The sequence below is a fragment of the Serratia marcescens genome (assembly GCF_006715005.1).
GTDB lineage: Bacteria > Pseudomonadota > Gammaproteobacteria > Enterobacterales > Enterobacteriaceae > Serratia > Serratia montpellierensis.
The window spans coordinates 2433163-2459267 of the sequence record NZ_VFMJ01000001.1; the positions used below are offsets into that span (position 1 = coordinate 2433163).

Here is a 26105-nt window from a genome sequence, read left to right on the forward strand (position 1 = left end):
GAAATGCGTCAAGCGTTTCCCTTCCGGGGCGTCAACTCGCAGGGCGCATTTCAATATCAATCACCACGAGAGGTTATTTATGGAAAAGTTATTTTCCCCTGTCGCGGCACGAAAGGCACAGGTGGAATATTGCAACAATAAACACGTTCCACATTTCGCGCCAAACGATGGGATTTGTTTTCGTTGCAAAAAGGATATTTACCAGCAACACGGATTGCGTGGGTATGAAACCGGTATTTCGCTGGACGAAGCAAAAAACACCCATGTTATTTACTGCCCACACTGCAACCGCAGTTATTGCGATTAGAAAGTAAAAAGGCCCGCACAAGGCGGGCCAGTCTACCGGCTTTACGTCCCGGCGACGGGTTACCGGGGAACCACCCCCAATAACCGGAGCATAACCAATGACCAACCGAAGCAGATCACTGATCGGCTGGCATTGTACCTAAACCTAGGAGAACTACACAATGCAAAATGTTGCAGCCTATCTTTACAGGGCAAAACAGAAATCTGGGAAAAACCATCTTTTTACGTACTTTGAGGCGAAGTCTGACGATCACGCGGAGACAAAACGTGATTTTCTCTTCATGGAAGCTGGCCATTCAAAATCCGACTACTTCGCGCCGGTACGCATCGATTTTCCAGTCGTGGACGAACTGCCCGCCGAGGGCGAATTCAGCGAAACGTTCTGGCTTACCTGGGCGCTGGAAAGCGACGCCAGCAAAACCTGTGTGCCGCGCGACACGCTTGATCCGTCCGTGGCATTCCCGAAACTGTATCCCTACATGACAAAACCTGCAGGTGGTGCAGGCGCAGCAGAAAACAGCAGGACCACTGAAAAAACGCAGGTGGTGCAGGAGCAGCAGAAAACAGCAGGTGAATACTTCGCATCGAGCCTCGACAAGCACACCGTGATCGCCGCGGCGTGGCTTTACGGCAATAACTGCCTGAAGCTGAACGACGAGCAATTGGCCGCGGCCAAAGCTCTGGTGATGGACGATGCGCAGCGCTACCCGCAAAACGTCATTCTGGCGCTGACCAGCCTTAAACAGTTCGCACACACCTACCCGGAAATGCCGATCACTGCGATCTCGGGCATGAAAGCCATCTGGCCACCGTTCGGCAAGGTGCCGGAGCTGGGCAAACTGTGCCAATTCGCCACCGAATACCTCGACGCTACGGTAGAACAGCGCGCGGGCGTTATCACGAAGTGGCAAACCTCAGCGGCCGGCGGCGCCAAACCAGCCGAAACCGCGCCTGAGGGGCCATTGCGCACCGAATCCGGCGCAATCCTCACAAACGGCGCCGAACCGGCAACCGGCACGCCGATCGACTCTCTGCAGATGCTGGAAACCGTAATCGGCTGCGCGCTGTATCCGTCTGATTTCGACATTTCAAACCCGCCGGGCGCCATCATCCGTGCGGTCACCGAGATGAAAAAACGCAACGATGCGGCGCTGAAAGCGTGGAATGAGCAACTCAGCGCCACGCCTGGCGTTTTGCAGTTCTCCCGACAGGCGATTGTTGCACTAATCCGCGGGGCCGAAGAAAACCTGCACGTTACCCCCGGTGCGCTGCGCAGCTACATCAACGCCAATCTGATCGAAATCGACGGTAAACCTGCGCAAAAAAACGCGGAAAGCGTGCAACAAACTGGCGCCGAAGCGCAACAAACGGCCTCAAATCCGGGTGAAAAAGATGACGTGGTCGCCGAGTTCGAGACCGAGCGCCGCGCATGGCTTCGGGCTGAAATACGTGCGGCGCTGGCCGGAACGACTGGTGTTATGGATGAACGCGACGTTGCAGAATTGATTACTGCCATCGGAGACGTTTCGCACGGCTCCATCGCTCGACTGCTGGCCAAGGAGATCGAACCGTGCGATCCATTCAACCAGCTAGTTGCCGATGATGTTCATCACCTCACCTGCGACGTTCTGGAAAATTGGCAGGATGAAAAGGATCCGCGCGTTGCTTATATCGATTCTCGCGTGGAGTTCTATCTGCAGGAAGCCCGCCGGGAATCAGAGAGAAAATATCAGGAACTGGCTACAGCCACCGACGCAAGCGCCAGCGGCGCGCTGCAGCAGGAAAACCCTGCGCCCGAGCGGGTTGACGCCTCAAATGAGGGCGTAAAAACGGAAGTCGCGCAGCAGCAACCCAGCGAACTCCGCAGTATGGGTGGTGGTCGACTTGACGTTTCCGAGTTGTTTGACGCGTCACCGCTGGCCAAGGTAGACGCCGCGGGCGCCACGACCGGCGACGATGTTCGCGAGTTCCTGGATTCGTCAACGGAAACGGCCGAGGTGTCAGGCGAAACAGCGGAATTGTCAGGTGAAAACGTCGATACCGCGGCGCCAGTCGAAGTACAGAACGAGCCTGCCGCGGCAGTCGTCAACGCACCGCGCCGGGAAGAACCGGCAGCCCCTGCATACTTCGAGCCCGGCCGTTATCTGGATATTCCGAACGAGGTCTATCACAGCGCCAACGGCATCAGCAGCACGATGGCAAAGGACGCGCGGATCAGCCTGATGTATTACCACGGCCGCCACGTTATCAAAACCATACAGCGCGAGCGCACCGATGCGCTGACGTTCGGCTCGTTGGTTCACGCGCTGGCGCTAGAACCTGAAAAGCTGGACGAGGAATTCAGCGTTGAGCCTGTGATCCCCGAGGGGGCATTCACAGATACAGCATCGATGCGCGCATTTATCGAACAGCACAACGCCACCCTGCCGAAACAGACCGACGCCGATACGCTGCGCGCCGTGATCGAGAAGCATAACGCCACCCTGCAAGCGCCGTATGCGCTGGGCGGCAACGCTGACGAAATCGGCCAGTTCTATATGCTGCTGCCACCGGAATTTCAGAGCATCCCAGAGGACGCAAAAATCACCGCCACGGCGATGAAAGCCTGCATCAAAGAGTACAACGCCACCCTGCCGGCGCCGTTGAAAACCACCGGCGGCCGCGACGCAATGCTGGAACAGTTGGCGACCATCGATCCGGAGTTTGTCGAGAAAGAGCGCGCGATTCCGGCGCCGTTGCCGGTCAGCGGCAGCAAAGAGGATATGGCCGCGCGTATCAAAACGATTTTGCCAACGGCGGTATTCGCCGACGAAGTGATCAGCGCATGGAAAAATAACAACGACCAGCGCCAGACGATCACGCAGGCGCAGATGAAACACGCCAAGGCAATTCAGCGCGCCCTATTCACCCACCCATCGGCCGGGCAGTTGCTGAAGCACCCACAACGCGCGGTCGAGGTGAGCTATTTCGGCATCGATGAAGAAACCGGCCTCGAGCTGCGCGTACGTCCCGATCTAGAGATTGAGGCCGGCGGCCTGCGTACCGGTTTCGACCTGAAAACCGTCAGCATGGGTAACGTCAAGCAAAGTGCCCTGCGCGCCCGCCTGCACCGTGAAATCATCGAGCGCGATTACCATCTGAGCGCAGGCATGTATTGCGATGTGGCGGCGCTGGATCAGTTTTTCTGGATCTTCGTCAACAAGGATGAGCACTACCACTGGGTCGCCATCGTTGAGGCCTCCGCTGACTTGCTCGAACTCGGACGCCTTGAGTACCGCAAAACTCTGCGGGATATCAAACAGGCACAGGATACCGGCGTGTGGCCAGAACCGATCACCGAAGAAATCGTGGACGACATTAACGACTTTGACCAGCGCCGCATGGAAGCGCTGCGCGTAGCCTAAGGAGCATACCAATGAGCAACCAACTTGCACTGATCCAGAAAGACTTGGCAGAACAGCTGGCACCGGCAAAGGAGATTTTGCCGAGCCACGTCAGCTTTGAAAAATTTACCAGCGCCGCCGCCGTGGCGCTGGCCAACAACAAAGATCTGTTTGGCGCCGACCGCCAGAGCGTGATTAACGCCCTGTCATCTTGTGCTAAAGACGGGCTGATCCCCGATGGGCGCGAGGCGGCCCTTGTCGTTTACAAGACGAAAAACGCCGATGGTCAGTGGATCCCTCGAGCGCAGTATTTGCCGATGATCGATGGCGTTATGAAGCGCGCCCGCCAGTCAGGCGAGGTTTCTATCATCGCAGCCCGCGCGCTGTACGCTAACGATAAATTCCGGGTATGGATGGATGAGGACGGCGAACACGTGTTCTACGAACCCAATCTGCTCGACCGCGGGGAGATGATCGGCGCGTTCGCTTACGCCAAGATGCGCAGCGGCGAACTGCAATTTGAAGTGATGAACCTGCAGGACATTGAAAAGGTTCGCGCGGCGAGCAAGAACAGCGACGGCGGCCCGTGGGTTAACTGGTTCGAGTCTATGTCCAGAAAATCCGTCATGCACCGCCTGTGCCGGCGGCTGCCGAATAACTCCGAGATCATGGAAATGCTCGAGCGCGGGCAAGAGATGGTTTGGCATAAAGAAAAAGACGTCACGCCGGACACCCGCGTAAGCGCCGGCCAGCTGATCGAGGCGGCTGATAAGGCGCCGGAGCCAGTTACTGAAAATTCAGATCCTGAAAAGATTGCTGAGGATATTCGCGGCAGCATCGACAAGATCACCACCACCGCACAGGCGACGGATCTGCGCGCCTCAGTTGAAGAACTGAAAGCGCAGCTGGGGATCACCCTGTACACCGAGCTGAAAAACAAAATCGTGAAGCAGCACCACCGCCTGAACGCGATTGCCGGCCTGGGTGCCTCGATCGATACGGCCGGCAAGAACGGCGGCACCACAAGCCAGGAACGGGCAGAACTGGGCGCCCTCCTGCATCGCTCCGCGCGGTTCCTGACCGCTGATGAGGTTCAGCGCTATCAACAGGCGATCGATGATCTGTCGCCGGCGCAGGAGGCGGCATGCTGACACTTATCGGCTTCCTCCTGTTGGTAAGCCCGTGTGGCCACGATGCGTGCGACGCGCTGCCGGTATCTGAACGGGTTTACTCAAGCCTGGCCGAATGCGAACAGGTGAAAGAGGCAATCCAATTGCGCCGCCCGCGCGCCGTTCTTTACTGCGGCGACGTTTACCGGCCGGAGAAATGATTTTCGAAAATCAAAACACAACGCGGGCCACGAGTAAGATCGTGGCCGGTTGTGCGCAGGAGCATAACCAAATGACTCAAAAACTGACTTTAGAAGAATGGTGCAACGAGATTTACCCAGGTAAAAAACCGTCTCTGCAAACCTTGCAGCGTTGGGCCAGGAACGGAAATTTCTACCCGGCAGCGGAAAAAGAAGGCCGCGAATATCGGCTGACACCAGGGACTATTTACATCAATCCCAAGGATCTCAATTTGGGTAGAAAAATAAAGGAAGCGCGAAGCATCGAGCCAGCTCGAGCTGCGTTTATGGAGAAGGTGCTCAATGACACGGCGAAGGGAGGGTTATGACATGCGTTTGCCAAAAAACCTAACGTTTCGCAGCAAGGGTAAATCCTTCTATTGGCGCAACCCGGTCACCAAGCGGGAGATATCTCTGGGCCAGATCGCACGCCGTGACGCCATCGCACAGGCGATCGAAGCTAACCACTACATCGAACAGAACTACTCACCTGTCCTATTACTGGAGAAAATCAAAGGCAGCCATGAGTACACACTGAATTCTTGGATCGAACGGTACGAGGTAATATTCAAACGCCGCCAGCTTGCCGAAAATACTTACAAGGTACGAAACGGGCAACTTGCCATTATCCGCGAGCGCTTGGGCGGCATGGTGCTGTCAAAGATCACGACTCGACACGTCGCAGAGTTCCTGGAGTTCTGGATCGCCCAGGACAAAAAAACAATGGCCGCCACTATGCGATCGGTACTGTCCGATATATTCCGCGAAGCAATCGTTGAAGGCCATATCGTAAACAATCCGGTAACACCCACCCGCGCCGCAAAAGTCGTGGTGAAGCGCGAACGCCTGGAACTGACGCAATACGGGCCTATTCGTGGCGCAGCAGACCCAATGCCGCCCTGGTTCGGCTTGGCGATGGATCTGGCTTTGGTTTCTGGCCAACGCCGCGAAGATCTGACACAGATGCGTTTTAGCCATGTCGTAGACGGCCGATTGCTTGTCGAGCAAGGGAAAACTGGCGCCATGATTTCCCTCCCCCTCGATCTGGAGCTGAAAATCGTAGGCCTCCGGCTCGGGACAGTGATCGATCGTTGCAGGTTGGTCAGCACTACAGACTTTATGATCAGCGCCGGCATCCGCAAAAATAGCCCAGATGGCTCGCTGCATCCTGATGGACTAACGAAAAAATTTGTTGCGGCGCGGAAGGCTTCAGGTTTGTCGTTCGAGGAAAATCCGCCGACATTTCACGAGATCAGAAGTTTAGCTGGCAGGCTGTATGAGAAGGAAAGAGGGAAAGATTTTGCGCAAAAACTGCTGGGGCATTCATCAGAAACGATGACGTTGAAATATCTCAATACGAGGGGGAAAGAGTACGTAATGCTGTAAAAGACCGAATATCAAAATTCGAGTAAATTTCGAGTAAATTCGAGTTTCGCTGAAATAAACCAATAAAAACAATAACTTAAAAAAAGACCGAATACGATTCCTATATTCGGTCTAGGGAAATGGCTCTTGGGAGAGAGCCGTGCGCTAAAAGTTGGCATTTAATGCAGGGCTTGTTCAGCCGTGCACTTTAAGAGTAGCCTACCGCGCCAGTTTTGCCAGCCGCCCGGCGGCCGCGTGATAGTTTCGTGACGAAATAACTATGCGGCAAATGCGCATCAATCCGCGCACGTTGGGCAAGGCGTTGGCAAACAAGCGGTTAGTCAGCGCACAGCTTCTCGGCGCGTTCAATGAACGGCGCCAGGCTCATTTTTTTCCCTGGTTCGGCAGGGTCGTCCAGCAGGAGCACCTCCAGCGGCTGCGCACGCTGATGGCCCTTCTTCACCTGCTGCTCCGCTGCATCGTTGAGCGGGTATTGCATCAAGGTGCTGTTGTTGAGCACGAACAGCGCGCCGCCGCTGCGGCACTGCAGCGTCACTTCTTCCTTGGTGAACGCCCACTGTTTGCCGTACTCCAGTTTGGTGATGTTCACCAGTTTGTCTGCCGCCAGCGCGCCGGTCGCGGTTGCCAGCAGCGTAATGCCGAGTAATACCGATTTCATGTGTTGGCCTTAAGGTTGCTATTCGCGTCGATTTTCCCGCAGCTTGCCGGCCTGCGGCAAGCTGAAATGTCAAACCGGCGCATAGGTTGCAAATAAACTGACCAGCAGCAGCACCGCCATCCCCAGCCCGACTTCGAGCCAGCAGGCTAGCACCACCCCGCGCTGCGCCAGCGCCGGCACGCGGCTCATTGCCGGCACGATAGCGTAGCGATTGGCCAGCGCCACCATCACCATCAGCGCCACCAGCGCGGTTTTGATCAGCAGCAGGCGCTGATAAGGCGAGCCGAGGTTGAGCGGCCAACCGCCGAGAATGATCAGACTGTTGACGATGCCGGTGACGATCACCGCCGCCACCGCCAGGTGCCCCCAGCGCGAGAAACGGATCAGCGTGGTGATGGCGTCGCTGCGCCACTGCGGCGGCTGCAGGTAGCGCAGGCAAACCAGCAGCGGCGCCAGGCTGCCGAACCAGTAGCCGGCGGCCAGCAGGTGCACCGCATGGTTGGCGCGGTGCAGCGCGCCCAGCGTACCTTCGTGCATCGCCGCGTGGCCGATAAACGCCAGGCTCACCAGCAGCAGTGCCGAACACAGCGCCAACGCCTGCGCGCGCGGCCTTTCCGGCAGCAGCAGGCTCAGGATCGCCAGCAGCGACAGGCCCAAATGCCAACGCCACACTTCGCCGAAGGTGGTGCCGAGTACCGCCCACCAGACCTCCAGCCGCCAAGCGTCTTGCCAACCGTCGCCCATTTGCCCGGCCTGAATGGCCAGCAGCGCCACGGCGGAAAGCCCGGCAATCCAGGTGCCGGCAAGCAGCAGCGGTCGCACATCGCGGGAGAGGATCGGGGAGAGGCGCTGCGGTGACAATAAGGCGGTGAACAGACTGATGCCGAACATCAGCATCACCGCCGCAAAGTGCACCAAGCGACACAGAACGAACAGGGTCGCCAGACTCACGATCAGTTTACGGTGAAGCTGTACTGGCCTTTGGTTTTGTGCCCGTCGACCGAAACCACATGCCAGCTGACGTTGTATTTGCCCGCGCTCAGCTCGCCGTCGATCGGCACGTTGACCTGGGTGTTATTGTTCGGATCGAGCTGCAGCTTGCCGGTTTTCACCACGGCGTTGTCCGGGCCGGTGATTTTCACGCCGCTGAAGTTCGGCTCGATGCCTTCGGAGAAGCTGAGGGTCAGCGCCTTCGGCGCCGGGCTGACGCTGGCGTCGGCCTTCGGCGTTTCCACTTTCAGGTGGGCGTGCGCCAGCGCTTGCTGCGAAGACAGGCCGACGAACAGGACGAAAACGGTGGAAAGCAGGCGACAGGAGGAACGAATTTTACCGATCACAGTGGTATCCCTTAACAGTATAAAGAGGGTCATAAGGGTTAAGGCCACAGCCAAGGCGATGTATCAGCGGCCCCAACCCACCGCAAATGATTGCGCCACGGGTAAACAGAAAAACGGGTTATATCGGCTAACCCGCTGTTTTGACTCTACCATCCCTGTAGCGTATCGCGGTAAATCATAACGACCACGCTGCGGCAAGTCGAGCGCATCACTGGCATTTTGCGATCCGGCAGCACGTATCGCCGCATAACCGCGATAAACGCAGGGTAAAAAAAACCGCGCGTCAGGCTCGCCCGCGCGCGGTTTTTCGATGTTCTGGTGCAGATTAAGCCTGGCCGTTGCCGCCCTGGCCCATCGCGCCCATTTTCTTCAGATCTTTGTCGATGAAGAACAGGCCTTTGCCGCTGGTGCCCACCAGCGCCAGCTTATCCAGCACGGATTTGAACAGTTTCTCTTCTTCGTGCTGCTCCGCCACGTACCACTGCAGGAAATTGAAGGTGGAGTAATCGTGTGCGGTCATGGCGGCGTGCGCCAGTTCGTTGATCTGACGGGTGATCAGCTGTTCGTGTTCGTAGGTCTGCTGGAACACGTCCGCCAGCGATTCGAACGCCACCGGCGGCGCGGCGATGCTGCCCAGCAGCGGCAGAGAGCCGGTGTCGCTCAGGTAGTCGAACAGACGTTGCATATGCTGCATCTCTTCCTGAGAGTGCTCTTTAAGAAATGCGGCGGCGCCTTCAAAGCCTTTATCGCTGCACCATGCGCTCATCTGCAGGTACAGGTTGGCGGAGTAGAACTCCAGATTCAGTTGCTCATTCAGCTTTTGAGTCATTTCTTGCGTCAGCATAATGATTCCTTTTATTTTGCAGGTCATGAATTTAATTTCCGCGCATTATGCCCTGCCGCCGTAAAAATAAAAACACCTTATTTACACTCAAATCACATTTATTATAAAACACTTTAATATCATTAAGTTAAAATATTAACTTCGCATTGAGAATTAACATGATAATTATTTTCATCTTTTATTTTAATCAAAAAGAGAATCATTCTTATTTAAAAGAATAAATAGATTGCATTACTCCTGGATAAATATCGCTCGCGACGGCGGCGCAACGGGCTTGCCAAGCGCCGCCGGGTGGATTACCTTCTGCGCAGATTCAATGCGGCAAAGTAAGGAGCATAAGGTGGTTTACAATCTGGCCGAGTTGTCCAAAGAAGAGATGGACAGGGTGAATGTGGATCTCGCCGCCTCAGGCGTGGCGTACAAAGAGCGCTACAACATGCCGGTGATCCCGGAAGTGGTGGAGCGCGAGCAGCCGGAGCCGCTGCGCGACTATTTTCGCGAGCGCGTGGCGCACTACCGCGCGGAATCCCACAGGTTTTCGCGCCTGCCGTACGAGCCGAAGGTCAAATAACAAAACCCGCCATTACGGCGGGTTTTTTACGTCACTTGCCGGCGAACCGGTCGGTGGCGAGCATCAGCTGGTGCAAAATGCCCGGCTCATCATACGAATGCCCCGCCCCTTCCACGATATGCAGCTCCGCTTCCGGCCAGGCCTTGGCCAGATCCCAGGCGTTCTGCACCTGGCAGGCCATGTCATAGCGGCCGTGGACGATCACCGCCGGAATATGGCGGATCAGCGGCACGTTGCGCAGCAGCTGGTCGTCGCTCTCCAGGAAACCCAGATGGGTGAAATAGTGGTTTTCAATGCGGGCGAACGCCAGCGCGAAATCATCCTCGCCGAACGAAGCGGATTCGCGGCTCGGCAACAGCGTGACCGTCTCCCCTTCCCACACGCTCCACAGCTTGGCCGCTTCAAGCTGCACCTGCGGATCGGCCGAGGTCAGCCGCTGACGGTAGGCGGCGATCACGTCTTTACGCTCGTCATCCGACAGAATGGACAGCACCCGCTCCCATTTGTCCGGGAAGAAGCGCGAAGCGCCGTCCTGGTAATACCAATGCAGTTCCTGTTTGCGCAGGGTGAAGATGCCGCGCAGCACCATTTCACTGACGCGTTCCGGGTGAGTCTGCGCATAGGCGAGCGCCAGCGTCGATCCCCAGGAACCGCCGAACACCAGCCACTGGTCGACGCCGGCCATGTCGCGCAGCCGCTCGATATCGGCCACCAAATGCCAGGTGGTGTTATTGTCCAGGCTGGCGTGCGGGCGGGAACGGCCACAGCCGCGCTGATCGAACAGCAGCACCTTGTAGCGTTCGGGATCGAACAGCTGGCGATGATGTGGGGAGATGCCGCCGCCCGGCCCACCGTGAATGAAGACCGCCGGTTTACCGTTCGGGTTACCGCTCAGCTCCCAGTAGATCCGGTGGCCATCCCCAGTGTCCAGCCAACCGCTGTCGTATGCCGCTAACGGCGGGTACAAACCTCGTAATTGTTCCATGGCGCTTTCCGTCTCTCTGTGAGTCATGCTTTCATCAAAGCGGAAGCCGCCCGGCAGGTCAACGGTAAAACCCGAAAACTCGAACGCGCGCCGAGAACTCAGCGCGCGTTTGCTCAAAATCACATCGACCTGCCTGCAAAATGCCCACAGGCCCGATCAGTTAAGGTGCGCGATCGCACTGATCTCCACCAATTGCTCGGGCGAAGCCAGCCCGGTGACGCCGATCAGCGAACCGGCGGGCCGGTGATCGCCGACATAGCGCTTGAACAACGCAACGCACGGTTCAAAGTGCGCCAGTACATCGGTCAGGTAGATCTCCACATACGCTAGGTTCGAACGTTCGGCACCGAATCCCGCCAATACCCGATCCAGATTGTCCAACGTCTGTTGGGTTTGCCGTTCGATATCGCCCGCGCCGATAAACTCCCCCTGCATATCATGGGAAAACTGCCCCGAGATGTAGAGGGTATCCTTGACGCGATAGCCTTGGGACACGCCATTCTCCTCTTCCCAAATGACCCCGTGGTGGTAGTGCGTGATGCCATTTTTCATGCTGTTTCTCCAACCGTTTATCGTTTCCATGACGACTATAATCGTTTGATTGGCGAATGGATGTCGTCACTGAAACGACGTTGATGATGCATTTAATATATTGAATATGTTGAATTTATTGTCTTTTCACCGGTTCTCAGAGGGCAGCATGCTACGGGCGAATCTCAATGACATTCAGGTTTTCATGGCCGTCGTCGACGCCGGCAGTTTTGTCGCCGGCGGACAGACGATGGGGCTATCGCGTTCGGCGGCGGGCAAGGCCATCGCGCGTCTGGAGCAGCGGCTGAGCGTGCGGCTGTTGCATCGCACCACGCGTTCGCTTGGCCTGACCGACGAGGGACGAGAGTTTTATCGACGTGGCCTGCAGATCCTCGCTTCGGTCGACGATGCCGAGGCCAGCGTGGCCGGCGACAAGGGCACCGCACGCGGAGTGCTGCGGTTGACCGCCCCTTCCGCCTTCGGCAGACGGATCCTGTTACCGCTGGTGCCGAAATTTCTCGTCGCCTGGCCTGAGGTGCAGGTGGAGATCAGTTTTTCCGATCGCCTGGCGGATGTCGTGGAAGAAGGATTTGATTTGGCAGTACGGATCGGCGTCACGGCGCCGGATACCCGGTTGGTATCCAGAACCCTCGCCAGGTATCGCGCCCTGCTGTGCGCCTCCCCCGCCTACCTCGCCGCCCGTGGCGAACCGCATACCGTCGAGTCGCTCGCCGGGCACGAGGCTCTGCTGTTCAGCAGCCGCAACCAAAAACAGCCCTGGCGGCTGCGTGACGAGCGCGGCGAATGGGTCAAGGCCCCAGTTCGCGGCCGCCTGCGGCTGGACAGCGGAGAAGCGCTGCACGATGCGGCCTTGGCCGGGTTGGGCATCGCGTATCTGCCGGAGTTTATGATTGCGGAGGATTTGGCCGCCGGTCGTCTGCAGCAGGTGCTGCGCGCCGTGGAGGGTGAAGAAGTCAGGATTGTGGCGCTCTATCCGAATAAGCGCCTGCTGGAACCCCGCGTCAGGCGCTTTCTCGATCTCTTGGTGGATACGCTCGACGGCTGAAACCTTACCCGCCTTTACGCATATGCGGCTCGCGCATCTCCTGTGCGGTTTTCGCCTCGATGCTCAGCTCCGCCGTCGGGCGCAGCAGCAGACGCGCCAGCCCGATAGGTTCGCCGGTTTCCCGGCAGTAGCCGTACTCGCCGTTCTGCAATCGCGCAAGCGCCGCATCGATTTTCGGCAGCAGGCGGCTTTCGCGATCCAACTGGCGGAACAGCAGGCGCAGATCCTCTTCGCGCGCCGCCTTGTCGGCTTCATCGCCCGTCGCTTCGCCGCTGTCGATCTCTTTTTTCAGCTCATCGATGTGCAGCAGCAGTTTTTGCCGCTCGTCCTGCAGCAGCTGGCGGAAAAACGCCCGTTGAACCGAGTTCATATAATCAGAATCCGGCATGGCCAGCAGTTGCTGCGCATCCGGTAACGTCATGACTGTCATTGCGCTCTCCCAACACCAAAGGTGTAATATTATAACATAATATTTATTTTTAGCACCCGGTCACCTAAAAACAAAATTACAAATTTAAACAGCAGGTTAAAAACAGCTCGCACTTTGTCGCTTGCATCCTCTTGGCTTTAGGCGGTTAATGGCTGAGCAAGCCACCCAATCATAGGTAACGAGAGGCCATCATGAGTAAGGGAATGGATAGCAAAAAGAATGCGAAGAAGAAGCCGTTGAAAACCCCAGCCGAGAAACGTGCGGAGAAACGCGCCAAAAAAGCGCATCCGTCTGGTGAGTAAGCGTCCTTCCATCCGTCATTAAACCCGCCAAGGCGGGTTTTTTATTGCCTCACAGGAGAGATGGCCGATGTCCTGCCTCACCCTTGCCGCCGCCCAATACCCCGCCGCTGCGGCCGATATCACCTGCAACCTTGAACGTCACCTTGAATTTATCGCGCAGGCAGCAGATAAGCAGGTGCAACTGTTGGTGTTTCCCGAACTATCGCTGAGCGGCTATGAGTTAGCCAATGCTGCCGAACTGGCGCTGACGCTGGACGATCCCCGTCTGCAACCGCTCAGTGCGGCGGCGCAATCGCGGCAGATGACGATCATCGTCGGCGCACCCTTGTGCAGTGGCCAGGCGTTGCACATCGCCGCTTTGATCTTTCACCCCAACGGCACGGTGGCCGTCTATTCCAAACAGCATCTGCACGGTGCGGAACAGCAATACTTCTCGCCCGGTGAGGGCGGTCCGTTGCTGGAGCTGCATCGGCAACACATCGCGCTGGCTATCTGCGCCGACACTTCGGAACCTGGCCACGCGAGTGCCGCCGCACAGGCGGGTGCGCACATTTATGCCGCCGGCGTACTGATATCCGAAGCCGGTTACGCGAAAGACAGCGCCGCGCTGGCAGGCTATGCCCGGCGTTATGGCATGGTCACGCTGATGGCCAACCATGCGGCGCCAACCGGTGGTTGGATCCCGGCAGGCCGTAGCGCCATCTGGGATGAAACGGGAGAGCTTCTGGTTGCCGCGCCGGATGACGCTCCGGGGCTGATCATCGCCGACAAGACTTCCGACGGTTGGCACGGCCGCCTGTGCCGGTTAAGCTGAAGCCTGACGACAACGCGGAGGAAAACATGACGTTACGCGTAATAGATACCGAGACCTGCGGGCTGGACGGCGGCGTGGTGGAAGTGGCCTCCCTCGATCTGCTCGACGGCCAGTTAACTAATCCGATGAGCGATCTGGTCAGCCCGGATCGCCCCATCAGCCTCGACGCAATGGCGATTCATCACATCACCGAACAAATGGTGGAAGGCAAACCGCGCATTGCGGTGGCGATCGGACGCTATCAGGGCAGCCCCTACTATGTAGCGCACAACGCCGCTTTCGATCGCGGCGTGCTGCCGGAGATGAACGGCGCCTGGATCTGCACCCTCAAGCTGGCGCGCACGCTGTATCCGGACATCAAGTACGGCAACCAGTATCTGCGCTACGCGCTGAACCTGGACGTGCAGCTGCCGGCAGACGCCACGCTGTACCCGCACCGCGCGCTGTATGACTGCTACGTCACCGCCGCGCTGCTGCAACGCATCATCAAGGATTCGGGCTGGACGCCGGAGCAAATGGTGCAGATCACCGAACAACCGGTGCTGCTGAAGAAGTTCAAATTCGGCAAGTATCGCGGGCAGGAGATCGATCGCATCGCCCAGGAAGACCCCGGCTATCTGCGCTGGATGCTGAAATCCATCGACGATCTGAGCCCGGACATGAAGCACACGCTGAAATACTATCTGATTGGCTAACACGGCGGGCGGCACAGAGGCCGCCCGCCGAATGCCGTTATTCCGCCAGCGCCAGAATGAAGGCGTACTCCAGCGCAATATCCTCATAGGCCTTGAAGCGCCCGGACTTGCCGCCGTGGCCGGCATCCATGTCGGTATACAGCAGCAGCTGCCGATCGTCGGTTTTCAGCTCGCGCAGCTTGGCCACCCACTTGGCCGGCTCCCAATACTGCACCTGCGAATCGTGCAGGCCAGTGGTCACCAGCAGATGCGGGTATGCCTGCGCTTTCACCTGATCGTACGGGCTGTACTGCTTGATGTAGTCGTAATAGGCCTGCTCGTTCGGGTTGCCCCATTCGTCGTATTCGCCGGTGGTCAGCGGGATAGACTCGTCCAGCATGGTGGTCACCACGTCGACGAACGGCACCTGCGCCACCACGCCGTGGAACAGCTGCGGCGCCTGGTTGATCACCGCGCCCATCAGCAGGCCGCCGGCGCTGCCGCCCATGGCGAACACCCGCTTGCCGTCGCCGTAGCCCTGGGCGACCAGCGTTTCGGTCACGTCGATAAAGTCGTTGAAGGTGTTCTGCTTGTTGAACAGCTTGCCGTCTTCATACCACAGCTGCCCCAGCTCACCGCCGCCGCGAATGTGCGCCAGCGCGAACACGACACCGCGATCGAGCAGACTCAGGCGGCTGGCGCTGAACGCCGGATCCATGCTGCTGCCGTAAGAGCCGTAGCCGTAGACCATTAGCGGGTTGGCGCCGCGCTGGAAGCTGTCCTGGCGATACACCAGCGAGACCGGCACTTCGACGCCGTCGCGCGCCTTCACCCACACCCGCTCGCTGCGGTAGTTTTCCGGCGTGAAGTTCTTCACTTCCTGCTGTTTGAGCATCGTCCGCTCGCCGCTGTCCATGTTCAGCTCGTACAGCGTGGTCGGGGTGGTCATCGACGAATAGCCGTAGCGCAGCAGCGCGGTCTCCGGATCCGGGTTATACGCCAGCCAGGTGGTGTACGTCGGATCGTCGAAGACGATGCGCTTCTCTTCGCCAGTCTGCCAGTGGATCTGGCGCAGCAGCGTCAGGCCGGCGCTGCGCTCCTCCACCACCAGCCAGTCGCGGAACAGGCTGAAGCCCTCCAGCATCACGTCGGCGCGCGGGGCGATCAGCGTCTGCCACTGCGCTTCGTCCGCCTGTTCGCTTTGGTACAGGCCGAAGTTCTTGCCGTCCTTGTTGGAACGGATGTAGAAATGCTGGTGATAGTGATCGATGGCGTACTCGTGATCCTTGCGGCGCGGCACGAACAGCTGCGGCTTGGCGTCCGCGCGATCGGCATCCAGCAGCAGGATCTCCGAGGTGGTGGTGCTGCTCAGGTGGATCAGGATAAAGCGCTCGGAGGTGGTCTTCTCCAGCCCGACGTAGAAGGTATCGTCCCGCTCTTCGTAAATCAGCTCGTCCTGCTGCGGATCGCTGCCCACCACGTGGCGATAGACCTGATACGGCAACAGCGTCTTGGCGTGCTTGCGCACGTAGTAGACCGTCGAGGAGTCGTTGGCCCACTCGAAGCTGCCGGAGGTGTTCTCCAGCACTTCGTCCGCCCAGCTGCCGTCGGCCAGGTTCTTGAAGCGAATGTCATACTGGCGGCGCGATAGGAAATCCTCCGCTACCCCCAGCCGCTGGTTGTCGGGGCTGACGTCCAGCCCGCCCAGGGTATAAAACTCGTGGTTCTCGGCGCGCTGGTTGCCGTCGATAAGCACCTCCCAGTGCTCGCTTTCGGCCTGCGGCTGGCGCACGGAAATCGCGTATTCGTTGCCCGGCTCGTAGCGCGTCTGATAGCGATAGCCATGGCGCACGTAAGGCACCGAATGTTCCTGCTGCGGAATGCGCGCCACCATCTCTTCGTACAGGGTTTCGCGCAGCGCCTGCTGCGGCTTCAGCATCGCATCGGTGTAGGCGTTCTCCGCCTGCAGGTAGTCCAGCACCTGGCGGTCTGCGCGCTCGTCGTCGCGCAGCCAGTAATAGTCATCCACGCGCGTATCGCCGTGGATAGTGATGGGATAAGGACGTTTTTCCGCTTTCGGTGGGGTCATCATTGCTAAATCATCCGCTTACATAGATTGCGGCAAGAGTGACACGATTCCCCCCGGCTTGCCAAGCGGCGCTACGCCAGCTCGCGCTTTTTCTCGTTGACGTCGCTCTCGATGCCCTGCTTGACGTCCGCCGGGATCTTCAGCGCCTGCGCCAACGCATCGAGGTAGCCGCGCTCCATAAAGTGATCGACGTCGATCACCAGACAACTCAGATAGTAAACCTCCAGCGCCTCGTCTTCGTTTTGCACGCTGCGGGCGATCAATTCCGGGTTGAGCGGCTGATCGAGCGCTTCCTGTACCCAACCCTGCGCCTCTTCCCCCACCTGCAACTGCGCCAGGCTGTGATCGATGGCGCGCTGCTCGTCGGCATCGATATGGCCGTCGCTCTTGGCGGCAAACACCAGCGCCTGCACCAGGCGTTTGGCGCGCAGATCCACCGGCGTGGTTTGCAAACCGAACTGCGGTTCGTCCTGATGGGTCTCTTTCACCCGCTGTTTGTACTTGTTCCACAGCACTGCGCCCACCGCCGCACTGCCGCCGATAATCAGCGCATTCTTGCCAAACTTGCCCACCAGCTTGCGCGAGGACTTGTTGGCCAACAGCACGCCGACCAGGCCGCCCAGCGCCGTGGGCGCCAGCAGCTTGCCAATGCCTTCCGCCCCGCCCATCGCGCCGGCCTTCTGCCCGATCAACGTTTGAATCTGCTGCATCCAGTTACTTTTCATCATCTACCCCTTGCGTGAAAAAACGCGGCGCGTAGGCGCGGCCGAACCGACGGTAAACCGCCAGATTAGGGGATCTTTTGTCAATTTACGTCTGGGGGATGCAAACCTGTGTTTAGCGGATCGGCGGGCCGGGCGGCCCGCCGGGATGGCTGCGGCGTTACGCGTCTTCGTCGCCCGCTTCGTCGTCCTGCTCGTACTCCGCCAGCTCGTCGCGCATCGCCTGGATGGCGTCGCGGGTCATCAGCGCCAGCGTGCGGTAGAAACCGGTGGTGGCGTGCGCTTCCACTTTGCCGAGGAAGCGGCCGCACCACGGCAGCAGGAACTCGTCGAACAGGGCGATCTGCGCCTGCGCTTCATCTTCCTGCGACTGATCTTCCAGCCAGGACGCCGCCAGCAGCAGCTGGCCGAAATGGTCAGCCGGCGCCTCCGCCAGCGGCATGCCGCGCTGCTGCAGGAAAGTGCGCACTTCCGCCTCGCTGGCGCCTTCGACGTAGTCGGAGCGGAACGGCGACACGCTGCATTCGCTGCCGACGAACATCGCGTTGAAGTCGGTCGCCAGCTGGTTGACGTCGCAGCCCTGCTGCAGGCGCTTCAGCAGGTCATCCTGCTCCAGCGGCCAGTGCTGCTGCAGCTTGCCCTCTTTGATCAGCGCGAACAGCGGCACCAGCAGCGGATCCTGCGGCTGACGGTAGAACAGCGTACCCAGCACGCGGCAGACAATGGAAAACTCATTCATGATAATGCCTTATACAATACGGAAAAATTTGCCGGGACGATGTCACAAATCGGCCAATTCCGCAATCGCCGGCTTGCCGCGCCGCTCGAGAAAGTCCAGCAACCGACGCGGGCTAACGTTGAGAATGCGCTCCTGCGGGAAGCCCACCTCTTCGATAATGCGCTCGCAGTGCTCAAAGTTACCCAGCGAAAAGGCGACGTGCGAATCCGAGCCCAGCGCCAGCCAGCCGCCGGCATCGCGCACCGCGGCGGCGATCGCCCGGCAGTTGGCCTCGCTGCCCTTGCGGGAATGGGTGAACGACGAGTTATTCAGCTCCAGCGCCACCTCGTATTTGGCCGCCGCCGCCGCGACGGCGGGAATGTCGATCGGGTAGCGCGGGTTGCCGGGGTGGCTGATGATATGCACGTCCCCCTGCGCCATTGCGGCGATCATCGCTTCAGTATTGGACGCTTTATCCTGCGGCGCAAACACCGGCTCATGGAAACCGGCGATGATCACGTCGGTGGCGGTCAACATCGGGCCGGTGCAGTCGATGTCGCCCTGCAGGTTTTTGATGTTGGCTTCGATGCCGCGCAAGATGCCCACGCCGTTCACCCGGCGCGGCCACACGTGCATGTTCATAAAGTGCCAGTAATGCGGCGCATCGGCCATGTCCGGGCCGTGATCGGTGATGGCGAACAGCTTGATGCCCTTCTGCTGGGCTTCGGCGATGTAATCGTGCAGCGTGCTGTAGGCGTGGGTGCTGGCGACGGTGTGCATATGCAAATCAACGGGGTACATTGTTTCTCCTTCCAGAGGGCCCGCCCGCAAAGGTACGGGCAGGCGCGATGACGATAACAGCTTATCAGTTACCGAACGGCGGCTGAAGGATCAGTACCCCCGCTGCCTGTCGACCACGCCGGCCGGGGCATGCCCCGCCTCCAGCGCGCGAATGTTGGCGGCGATCTGATCCATCGCCTGCTGCGGCAACGTGATGGCAGCAATATGCGGGGTAATGGTGACACGCGGATGACGCCAGAACGGGTGATCCTGCGGCAGCGGCTCGCGGGCGAACACGTCCAGCGTGGCGGCGGCCAGTTGCCCCTGCTCCAGCGCTGCCAGCAGATCGGCCTCCACCAGATGCGCGCCGCGCGCGATGTTGATGAGATAGGCGCCCGTGCTCAACTGCGCGAACAGCTCGCGGTTGAGGATGCCGACGGTCTCCGGCGTATTGGGCAGCAGGTTGATCACCAATTTGACGCCGTCGAGGAAGGCCGCGCGCTGCGCCTCCCCGGCGAAGCTTTGCACGCCATCGATCTGTTTGGCGCTGCGGCTCCAGCAGCGCACGCTAAAGCCAAACTCGGTCAGCTTGCGCGCCACGCTCTGCCCCAGCACGCCGGCGCCGAGGATGCCGATGGTAAAATCATCCAGCGAGTGCGGATCGAGCGGCTGCCACTCCTGCCGCTGCTGCAGCGCCTGATACTCGTCGAAACGACGGAAATAGCGCAGCACATAGCTCAGCGCATATTCCTGCATCTGCTGCGCCATGCCGGTATCCTCCAGCCGCAGCAGCGGTACACCGGCGGGCAGCGTGCCGGGGTGCTTTCGCTCCTGATCGAGGATCGCGTCAACGCCGGCGCCGAGGGCGAACACCGCTTTCAGATCGCGGCGGTTGGCCAGCATTTCGTGCGGCGGGCGCCACACCAGCGCGTAATCGGCTGGCCGCTCGTCGCCACGCTGCCACTCGCGGATCTCGGCCTGCGGCAGGCGTTGCTTGATGCCGGCCAGCCATTCCTGGGCGTTAAACAAGGGGTGGTAATAAATGATGTTCATACTGCGGGCTCCCGTTTGTTTTTATTGGTTTTCCTCCAGCCTTCCGCGATTCGCCGCCGGATGCAAGCGTTAAAGCCCAAAATAAAAACAGCCCCGACCAGTGGGGCTGTTGTGCATGTTAGCGAATCAGGCGGCGGACGGGCCGTCGCGCCGGATAAGGCGCCGCAGCAGCGGAATTAAAATCAGCATCGCCACGCCAACGCCCGTCGCCCCCCAGCCCAGCGCGCTGAAGATTTCGCTGTAGCCGGGGTTGGTTTGCAGCGGCGTGCTGCCGCTGTTTTCCGGCATCAGGCCGGAGACGTAGCCCGCCAGCACCGAGGCGACGCCGGTCACCATCATCCAGCAGCCCATCATCACGCCCTGATAGCGCGGCGGCGCCAGCTTGCCGATCATGGCGTAGCCGATCGGCGAGATCATCAATTCACCGACGCTTTGCAGCACATAGCTGATAACGATCCATTTGAATGCCACCAGCCCGTCGCCGCCCGCCATGCTGATACCCAGCGGCAGCACCAGCATGCCCAAGCCGATGCAGAACAGCGATCCGGAGAACTGCAGCGGAATGTCGATGTTGCAACCGCGAGCGCGCAGGCGGTTGAACCACCAGGCCAGCAGCGGGCCGCCCACCACGATCACCAGCGTGTTGATGTTCTGGATCCACTGCGGCGCCACCTGAATGCCGTAAACGTTCAGGTTGATGTTGTGCTCGGAGAACAGCATCAGCCCCATCGGTGCCAGCTGGTACAGCGCCCAAAACACCAGCGAGCCCAGCGCCAGGATCAGATAGGCCGCCATTCTGCGGCGCTCATCGCGCGGGTGGTGGCGCAGCGTCACCACGCACAGCATCAGGAAGATCAGCGCGCCGAGCACGATCACGAAGTGGCCGCTGAACTCGGCATGGGTCAGCATCACGCGGATAATCGGCACCAGCGCCACCAGCACCGCCAACCCGACCAGCATGCGCCAGCGGTATTGGCTGCGGCTGGCGTCGTGCAGCGGGGTATTGAGATCCGCCAGAATGCGCCAGCGGCAGACGGCGACGATGATCGCCGCCGCGTTGCCCAGCGTGGCGAACAGGAACAGCGCACGGTAGTTTTCCGTCAGTTGGAAATAACCGGCGACGGTAAAGCCGACGAAGAACCCGAGGTTCATACCGGCGTAGTTCCACAGGAACGCCGATTCGCGCCGATCATCGTCCGGCTTGAAACGCTGGGTGAGCATCATATTGATGCAGGTGACGTTGAGGCCGCTGCCGGTCAGGAACATCGCCAGCCCCCAGTACAATCCCCACACGCCCGCGACGGCAATCAACGCGCAGCCGATCACCTGCAGCACCATGCCGAGCACGAACAGGTTGCGGTTGCTGAGGAAACGGCCGCCGAGATAGCCGCCGAACATGTGCAGGCCATAGTTGAAGGCGCCGAACACGCCCATCATGGCGTTGGCGCTGCTTTCGTTGAAGCCCAATCGCTTGGTGGCGTACAGCACCAGCGTGGAGTAAAGCACGGCGAAGCCCAGCGTGGCGAAGATCTGGATGAAGAACAGCGCCCCCGCACCGGGGGGAATGGCATGGCGCGCTTGCGGCGCCGGCATGGCATCTGAAGGAGTCAAAACGAACCTCTACTGCATTATTATGTAATGAGTCTGTCCCTGTCTGCGATATCGCCGGCCTGTCACCCGGCAATCTGCGCGGCGTTGTGATGTTCCTTGCCAAAAACGCCGCGCCGACATGATTCCATTTAGCGACACATCTGACTAATAATCCAGTATTAATGCATATAACAGCAAACAACCCAATCTCATTGTCGACATATTGAGCTATCTGTACAGAAAAAGGTCAAACAATCGTCTTTCACCGATTCCGACTGCGGTCTTCCCTGCCAACGCGTGGCCACGAGTGGGAATATCGTTCGGTAAATCAGCAAATTGCTGCAAGTTTGGCTAAACAGTCATGAGAATGAAATAAGAGGGTTGACGCTGAGATCAGATTCTCCTACATTAGCGCCCGTCGACAGCGCAAAGCGTTATCGACAACAAAACGGTGAGGTGTCTGAGTGGCTGAAGGAGCACGCCTGGAAAGTGTGTATACGCGAAAGTGTATCGAGGGTTCGAACCCCTCTCTCACCGCCAAATTTAAAGAGAAAGCCTGGATTCGCGTCCAGGCTTTTTTTGCATGGTGCACCGCCGAGAGGGGCGAGAAGCCTCGACAGGGTTCGACAAAACGCCTGCGTTTTGGACCGCCAACGGCGGCCCGCAGGGTGAGCGCAGCGAATCAAGCCCTCTCTCACTGCCAAATTTAAAGAGAAAGCCTGGATTCGCGTCCAGGCTTTTTTTTGCATGGTGCACCGCCAAGAGGGGCGAGAAGCCTCGACAGGGTTCGACAAAACGCCTGCGTTTTGGACCGCCAACGGCGGCCCGCAAGGTGAGCGCAGCGAATCAAGCCCTCTCTCACCGCCAAATTCAAAGAGAAAGCCTGGATTCGCGTCCAGGCTTTTTTTTGCATGGTGCTCTGCGCATCTCCCCACCCTCAGCAACCGTGATTCCCATTTCCGCCGGTTATCCACGAGCCCTACTTCTGATTTTCTCACCCTTTCATGACTTCTGCCCTACCGTTCGCCGCAGTTTTCAGCAAAGTGCACACGGCTTGAGCGGACGAACAAAAACACAGAAATTATTCTTGACCGGATCGGCCCCACTCCCTATAGTAGCGCCCCGTTGCAGCGATGATTTCGCAACAAAAAAATATGGTGAGGTGTCCGAGTGGCTGAAGGAGCACGCCTGGAAAGTGTGTATACGCGAAAGTGTATCGAGGGTTCGAATCCCTCCCTCACCGCCATATTCTACGAAGAAGCCTGAACTCGCGTTCAGGCTTTTTTTGTTTGCATAGCGCACCGGCCGGGAGGGTGAGAACCCTCGACAGGGTTCGACAAAACGCTTGCGTTTTGGACCGCCAACGGCGGCCCGCAGGGTGAGCGCAGCGAATCTATCCCTCCCTCACCGCCATATTCTACGAAGAAGCCTGAACTCACGTTCAGGCTTTTTTGTATGCATGGCGCACTGAACGGGAGGGTGAGAACCCTCGACAGGGTTCGACAAAACGCCTGCGTTTTGGACCGCCAACGGCGGCCCGCAGGGTGAGCGCAGCGAATCTATCCCTCCCTCACCGCCATATTCTACGAAGAAGCCTGAACTCGCGTTCAGGCTTTTTTGTTTGCATAGCGCACCGACCGGGAGAGTGAGAATCATCGACAGGGTTCGACAAAACGCCTGCGTTTTGGACCGCCAACGGCGGCCCGCAGGGTGAGCGCAGCGAATCTATCCCTCCCTCACCGCCATATTCTAACGAGAAAGCCTGAGCGAAAGTTCAGGCTTTTTTGTATGCATAGCGTACCGGCCGGGAGGGGCCCCTCGACAGCGGCATAGGCTGTCGATCATAATACCCTCATATAGGTAGGCCAATGCGTAATGCAAGGGAGAAACGTGGCGCGTAAGAAGAAAGGCAATGCCCCGCGGCCAAAGACAGGCCCCGTTAAAGAAAAATCGAATAACCGTTTGGCGAAAGTATCGGCATTTTTGGTAGGCTCGGGGATTCTCGTGGCCATATTGGGCGCCGCCTATCAGTACTTTGCGGGCAGCGTTTCATTAGCTTTCGTTCAATCCGTCGGAAGGGCCTATGAGTTCCAACTGACAAACGACACGCCTTCGGATCGTACCGTAAAATCCTTCCGCATCATTCCCCCCGACGTCCAGCAAGTGATCTACAAAGTCACCGAGGATGTGTATGCCACCCGCGACGAAAAAGGGCAGATCACCTTGCCGGGCGGTAACCAGAGTTATGTTCCCGCCGCAGAATTTAAAGAGCTTGATGGCCAGCGCTTATCCGCGAACTCCTCATTCAAGTTTCGCGTGCCGCCGCTTTCCAACCGCACCTGGATGGCACCGGAGGCAGCCATCGTCGATATTCGCTATGAAATCGACTCGTCAAACCCTGTACTTGCCGCTATTGAAAGCGTATTTAACGTCCTGGGTCTCCACTCCCGTCAGCACACCGTTCGCTACCTGGTCATTGAGAACTACTGGACGCCTTCACGTTCAAACTCGCTCAACGAGGCGATTCGTATATTCTGCCGCGACAGCGACACGGTGGCGAAGTCAGGCAGTTGCGACAACTTTTGAATCCCTACAGGTAAAGACAAAAAAGCCCGAACGCAAATTCAGGCTTTTTATTCCCACTGCCCAACCGTTCAGTGATGCGTGCATCTCACCGCCGTCGGCTGCGCCAAGGCACGGCGCCAGTCACCCGGCGTTTGGCCGAACTGGCGCTTGAAGCTGCGGTTGAACGACTGCTGTGAGTCGAAGCCGAGCGAGATCGCCACGCTGACAATCGGTTCGCCGCTGTTGGCCAAACGCTCCGCCGATACCTTCAATTTTTGCATGCGGATATACTCCCCCAGCGCATAGCCGGTCTGGCGCTTGAACATGCGCTGCAGGTGCCATTTGGAGTAGCCCGCGCGGTCCGCCACAGTGTTGATATCCAGTTTTTCTTCCAGATTGTTATCGATCCACGTCTTCAAGTCGGTAATGAAACCCGTCGTGTTCATGCTGATGCTCCCATCATGTCGGCAGGGTCACCCACTGCCCAATGCACATACGTTGCAACAGTTTCGCTTTAAATGCAATTTTTATTATTGCATTTACCAGAAAGCCGCCTCTATACTCCACCCAATTAATGTAACCGATATTGATACATTAATGTGACACCAATATGTTTCAAAACCTAACGTTGCGCCATAACAAGGCACAGCGCCCCTTCCGCCGAACGCAGGCATACATGAAGGGAAAGCCCGGAAAACAGGGCTGGGTATGGGGCCAGACAGCGCTTACTTATCGGAATAAAAACAATGGCAAATCAACCAAACTCATCGTTCAACGCCGGCGGCCGCACGCGCGCCGTCGCTCTGGGTCAGCGGCTCTCCGGGGTGGCGTTGCTGGCCGCCCTGCTCGCCGGGTGCGACAACAGCGTCGCGCACAACGCCCCGCCACCGCCGCCGGTGGTCAGCGCCGCCAGCGTAGTGGTCAAGCCGATCAGCCAGTGGGATGCCTTCAACGGCCGGGTCGAAGCGGTGCAAAGCGTGCAACTGCGCCCACGGGTCTCGGGCTACATCGAGCGGGTCAACTACACCGAAGGCGACGAGGTGAAGAAAGGCCAGGTGCTGTTCACCATCGACGATCGCACCTACCGCGCCGCGCGCGAACAGGCGCAGGCCGAGCTGGTGCGAGCGCGCAATCAGGCCGCCCTGGCGCGCAGCGAATCTTCGCGCACCGAGAAGCTGATCGGCACTCAGGCCATCTCGCAAGAGGTGTGGGAACAGCGTCGTTCGTCCGCCGCACAGGCGCAAAGCAACGTGCTGGCGGCGCAGGCCCAGCTCGACATGGCGCAGCTGAATCTCGACTTTACCCGCGTCACCGCGCCGATCGACGGGCGCGCCAGCCGTGCGATGATCACCGCCGGCAACCTGGTCACCGCCGGCGACAGCGCCAGCGTGCTGACGACGCTGGTGTCGCTCGATAAGGTTTACGTTTATTTCGACGTGGATGAAGCCACCTTCCTGCGCTATCAGCAGCAGGGCCGACACGACGCGCGCTTGCCGGTGAAGGTCGGCCTGGTGGGCGAAGAGGGCACCCCGCATCAGGGTCTGGTGGATTTCACCGATAACCAGCTCAACGCCGGGACCGGCACCATCCGCATGCGCGCCCTGCTCGACAACCGCGAGCGCCGTTTCACGCCGGGGCTGTTCGCCCGGGTACAAATGCCCGGCAGCGCCGAGTTCAACGCCATGCTGATCGACGATAAAGCGGTGATGACCGACCAGAACCGCAAGTTCGTTTACATCGTCGATAAAGACGGCAAGGCGCAGCGCCGCGACATCGACGTGGGCCGCATGGCCGAAGGATTGCGCATCGTGCAGAAAGGGTTGGCAAACGGCGATCGGGTGATCGTCGACGGCATGCAGAAAGTGTTTATGCCGGGCATGCCGGTCGACGCGAAAAGCGTCGCGATGACCACCACCGCTTCCGCACTTAACTAAGCTCCCAGCCGAGACTTCT

General features: G+C 58.8%; 25 protein-coding genes, 2 tRNA genes and 3 other RNA genes. 16 read left to right on the forward strand and 14 right to left on the reverse strand.

Features of this window, described 5'->3' with window-relative positions; translation table 11 throughout:
* Positions 1-467 precede the first annotated feature (467 nt).
* From FHU12_RS11715 to FHU12_RS11735, 5 genes are all read left to right on the forward strand, one after another.
* Positions 468-3710, forward strand: a complete 3243-nt coding sequence (locus FHU12_RS11715; RefSeq protein ID WP_141969486.1) for a RecE family exodeoxyribonuclease — start codon at positions 468-470, stop codon at positions 3708-3710.
* An 11-nt stretch (positions 3711-3721) separates the two neighbouring features.
* On the forward strand, positions 3722-4840 hold the full coding sequence (recT, locus tag FHU12_RS11720; RefSeq protein WP_141969488.1) for a phage-derived integrase/recombinase RecT: 1119 nt from the start codon (positions 3722-3724) through the stop codon (positions 4838-4840).
* Positions 4834-5019: a hypothetical protein gene (locus FHU12_RS11725; RefSeq protein ID WP_085337747.1), complete on the forward strand. Its 186-nt coding sequence runs from the start codon at positions 4834-4836 to the stop codon at positions 5017-5019. Before recT ends, FHU12_RS11725 begins: the two co-directional genes overlap by 7 nt.
* A 71-nt stretch (positions 5020-5090) precedes the next feature.
* On the forward strand, positions 5091-5366 hold the full coding sequence (locus tag FHU12_RS11730) for an excisionase (RefSeq protein ID WP_038875837.1): 276 nt from the start codon (positions 5091-5093) through the stop codon (positions 5364-5366).
* Entirely contained in the window at positions 5341-6423 is a 1083-nt protein-coding gene (locus FHU12_RS11735; RefSeq protein WP_141969490.1) for a tyrosine-type recombinase/integrase, read from the forward strand. The genes FHU12_RS11730 and FHU12_RS11735 overlap by 26 nt, the downstream gene beginning before the upstream one ends.
* A 316-nt stretch (positions 6424-6739) precedes the next feature.
* Here the strand turns inward: FHU12_RS11735 and FHU12_RS11740 are convergent, their stop codons facing one another.
* The 4 genes from FHU12_RS11740 to ftnA all read right to left on the reverse strand — a co-directional run bounded on the left by FHU12_RS11740 (position 6740) and on the right by ftnA (position 9262).
* A complete protein-coding gene (locus tag FHU12_RS11740) occupies positions 6740-7081 on the reverse strand; it encodes a YebY family protein (RefSeq protein WP_025302452.1) in 342 nt (113 codons plus the stop codon).
* A 69-nt stretch (positions 7082-7150) separates the two neighbouring features.
* Entirely contained in the window at positions 7151-8032 is an 882-nt protein-coding gene (gene copD / locus FHU12_RS11745) for a copper homeostasis membrane protein CopD (RefSeq protein WP_141969492.1), read from the reverse strand.
* Positions 8033-8034: 2 nt separating this feature from the next.
* Complete coding sequence (gene yobA / locus FHU12_RS11750) at positions 8035-8418, reverse strand: CopC domain-containing protein YobA (RefSeq protein ID WP_025302450.1); 384 nt, start codon at positions 8416-8418, stop codon at positions 8035-8037.
* Positions 8419-8743: 325 nt separating this feature from the next.
* A complete protein-coding gene (gene ftnA, locus FHU12_RS11755) occupies positions 8744-9262 on the reverse strand; it encodes a non-heme ferritin (RefSeq protein ID WP_025302449.1) in 519 nt (172 codons plus the stop codon).
* A gap of 340 nt (positions 9263-9602) precedes the next feature.
* Between ftnA and FHU12_RS11760 the strand changes: the two genes are divergently transcribed.
* The gene (locus FHU12_RS11760; RefSeq protein ID WP_063989545.1) at positions 9603-9833 is read left to right on the forward strand and encodes a DNA polymerase III subunit theta; all 231 of its coding nucleotides are present in this window, start codon (positions 9603-9605) and stop codon (positions 9831-9833) included.
* A 31-nt stretch (positions 9834-9864) separates the two neighbouring features.
* On the opposite strand, the gene pip is transcribed toward FHU12_RS11760, so the two are convergent.
* Together pip and FHU12_RS11770 are read right to left on the reverse strand one after the other, a co-directional pair.
* Complete coding sequence (gene pip / locus FHU12_RS11765) at positions 9865-10818, reverse strand: prolyl aminopeptidase (protein WP_141969494.1); 954 nt, start codon at positions 10816-10818, stop codon at positions 9865-9867.
* A 156-nt stretch (positions 10819-10974) separates the two neighbouring features.
* On the reverse strand, positions 10975-11370 hold the full coding sequence (locus FHU12_RS11770; RefSeq protein WP_025302446.1) for a RidA family protein: 396 nt from the start codon (positions 11368-11370) through the stop codon (positions 10975-10977).
* Between the two features lie 148 nt (positions 11371-11518).
* Here FHU12_RS11770 and FHU12_RS11775 point away from each other — a divergent pair, with 148 nt between their 5' ends.
* A complete protein-coding gene (locus FHU12_RS11775) occupies positions 11519-12415 on the forward strand; it encodes a LysR family transcriptional regulator (RefSeq protein ID WP_141969496.1) in 897 nt (298 codons plus the stop codon).
* Between the two features lie 4 nt (positions 12416-12419).
* Here FHU12_RS11775 and dksA read toward each other — a convergent pair whose 3' ends face one another.
* The gene (dksA, locus tag FHU12_RS11780) at positions 12420-12845 is read right to left on the reverse strand and encodes an RNA polymerase-binding protein DksA (protein ID WP_025302444.1); all 426 of its coding nucleotides are present in this window, start codon (positions 12843-12845) and stop codon (positions 12420-12422) included.
* A 369-nt stretch (positions 12846-13214) separates the two neighbouring features.
* Here dksA and FHU12_RS11785 point away from each other — a divergent pair, with 369 nt between their 5' ends.
* Together FHU12_RS11785 and exoX are read left to right on the forward strand one after the other, a co-directional pair.
* Complete coding sequence (locus FHU12_RS11785; protein ID WP_141969498.1) at positions 13215-13961, forward strand: carbon-nitrogen hydrolase family protein; 747 nt, start codon at positions 13215-13217, stop codon at positions 13959-13961.
* A gap of 26 nt (positions 13962-13987) precedes the next feature.
* A complete protein-coding gene (exoX, locus tag FHU12_RS11790; RefSeq protein WP_004928833.1) occupies positions 13988-14656 on the forward strand; it encodes an exodeoxyribonuclease X in 669 nt (222 codons plus the stop codon).
* A 37-nt stretch (positions 14657-14693) separates the two neighbouring features.
* On the opposite strand, the gene FHU12_RS11795 is transcribed toward exoX, so the two are convergent.
* From FHU12_RS11795 to FHU12_RS11820, 6 genes are all read right to left on the reverse strand, one after another.
* Complete coding sequence (locus FHU12_RS11795; protein WP_141969500.1) at positions 14694-16727, reverse strand: S9 family peptidase; 2034 nt, start codon at positions 16725-16727, stop codon at positions 14694-14696.
* A 68-nt stretch (positions 16728-16795) separates the two neighbouring features.
* On the reverse strand, positions 16796-17449 hold the full coding sequence (locus FHU12_RS11800) for a tellurite resistance TerB family protein (RefSeq protein ID WP_025302440.1): 654 nt from the start codon (positions 17447-17449) through the stop codon (positions 16796-16798).
* Between the two features lie 157 nt (positions 17450-17606).
* A complete protein-coding gene (locus FHU12_RS11805) occupies positions 17607-18185 on the reverse strand; it encodes a TorD/DmsD family molecular chaperone (protein ID WP_015377474.1) in 579 nt (192 codons plus the stop codon).
* Between the two features lie 42 nt (positions 18186-18227).
* Positions 18228-18965, reverse strand: a complete 738-nt coding sequence (locus tag FHU12_RS11810) for a phosphatase (RefSeq protein WP_004928821.1) — start codon at positions 18963-18965, stop codon at positions 18228-18230.
* Between the two features lie 90 nt (positions 18966-19055).
* Positions 19056-19997, reverse strand: coding sequence for a glyoxylate/hydroxypyruvate reductase GhrA (gene ghrA / locus FHU12_RS11815; protein ID WP_060419491.1), 942 nt, complete (start codon positions 19995-19997; stop codon positions 19056-19058).
* 126 nt (positions 19998-20123) lie between these two features.
* A complete protein-coding gene (locus tag FHU12_RS11820) occupies positions 20124-21590 on the reverse strand; it encodes a peptide MFS transporter (RefSeq protein ID WP_049202801.1) in 1467 nt (488 codons plus the stop codon).
* Between the two features lie 447 nt (positions 21591-22037).
* On the opposite strand from FHU12_RS11820, the gene FHU12_RS11825 reads away from it, so the two are divergent.
* From FHU12_RS11825 to FHU12_RS11850, 6 genes are all read left to right on the forward strand, one after another.
* Positions 22038-22127 (forward strand) — tRNA-Ser (locus tag FHU12_RS11825).
* Between the two features lie 616 nt (positions 22128-22743).
* A tRNA-Ser gene (locus FHU12_RS11830) sits at positions 22744-22833 on the forward strand.
* Between the two features lie 47 nt (positions 22834-22880).
* A non-coding RNA gene (locus FHU12_RS11835) (RtT sRNA) lies at positions 22881-23000 on the forward strand.
* A 46-nt stretch (positions 23001-23046) separates the two neighbouring features.
* A non-coding RNA gene (locus tag FHU12_RS11840) (RtT sRNA) lies at positions 23047-23166 on the forward strand.
* A 46-nt stretch (positions 23167-23212) separates the two neighbouring features.
* Positions 23213-23332: non-coding RNA, RtT sRNA (locus tag FHU12_RS11845), on the forward strand.
* A gap of 145 nt (positions 23333-23477) precedes the next feature.
* On the forward strand, positions 23478-24173 hold the full coding sequence (locus FHU12_RS11850) for a hypothetical protein (protein ID WP_141969502.1): 696 nt from the start codon (positions 23478-23480) through the stop codon (positions 24171-24173).
* Positions 24174-24241: 68 nt separating this feature from the next.
* Here the strand turns inward: FHU12_RS11850 and FHU12_RS11855 are convergent, their stop codons facing one another.
* A complete protein-coding gene (locus FHU12_RS11855) occupies positions 24242-24598 on the reverse strand; it encodes a helix-turn-helix domain-containing protein (RefSeq protein WP_033642706.1) in 357 nt (118 codons plus the stop codon).
* A gap of 300 nt (positions 24599-24898) precedes the next feature.
* On the opposite strand from FHU12_RS11855, the gene sdeA reads away from it, so the two are divergent.
* The gene (gene sdeA / locus FHU12_RS11860; protein ID WP_141969504.1) at positions 24899-26086 is read left to right on the forward strand and encodes a multidrug efflux RND transporter periplasmic adaptor subunit SdeA; all 1188 of its coding nucleotides are present in this window, start codon (positions 24899-24901) and stop codon (positions 26084-26086) included.
* The last annotated feature ends 19 nt before the right edge of the window (positions 26087-26105 follow it).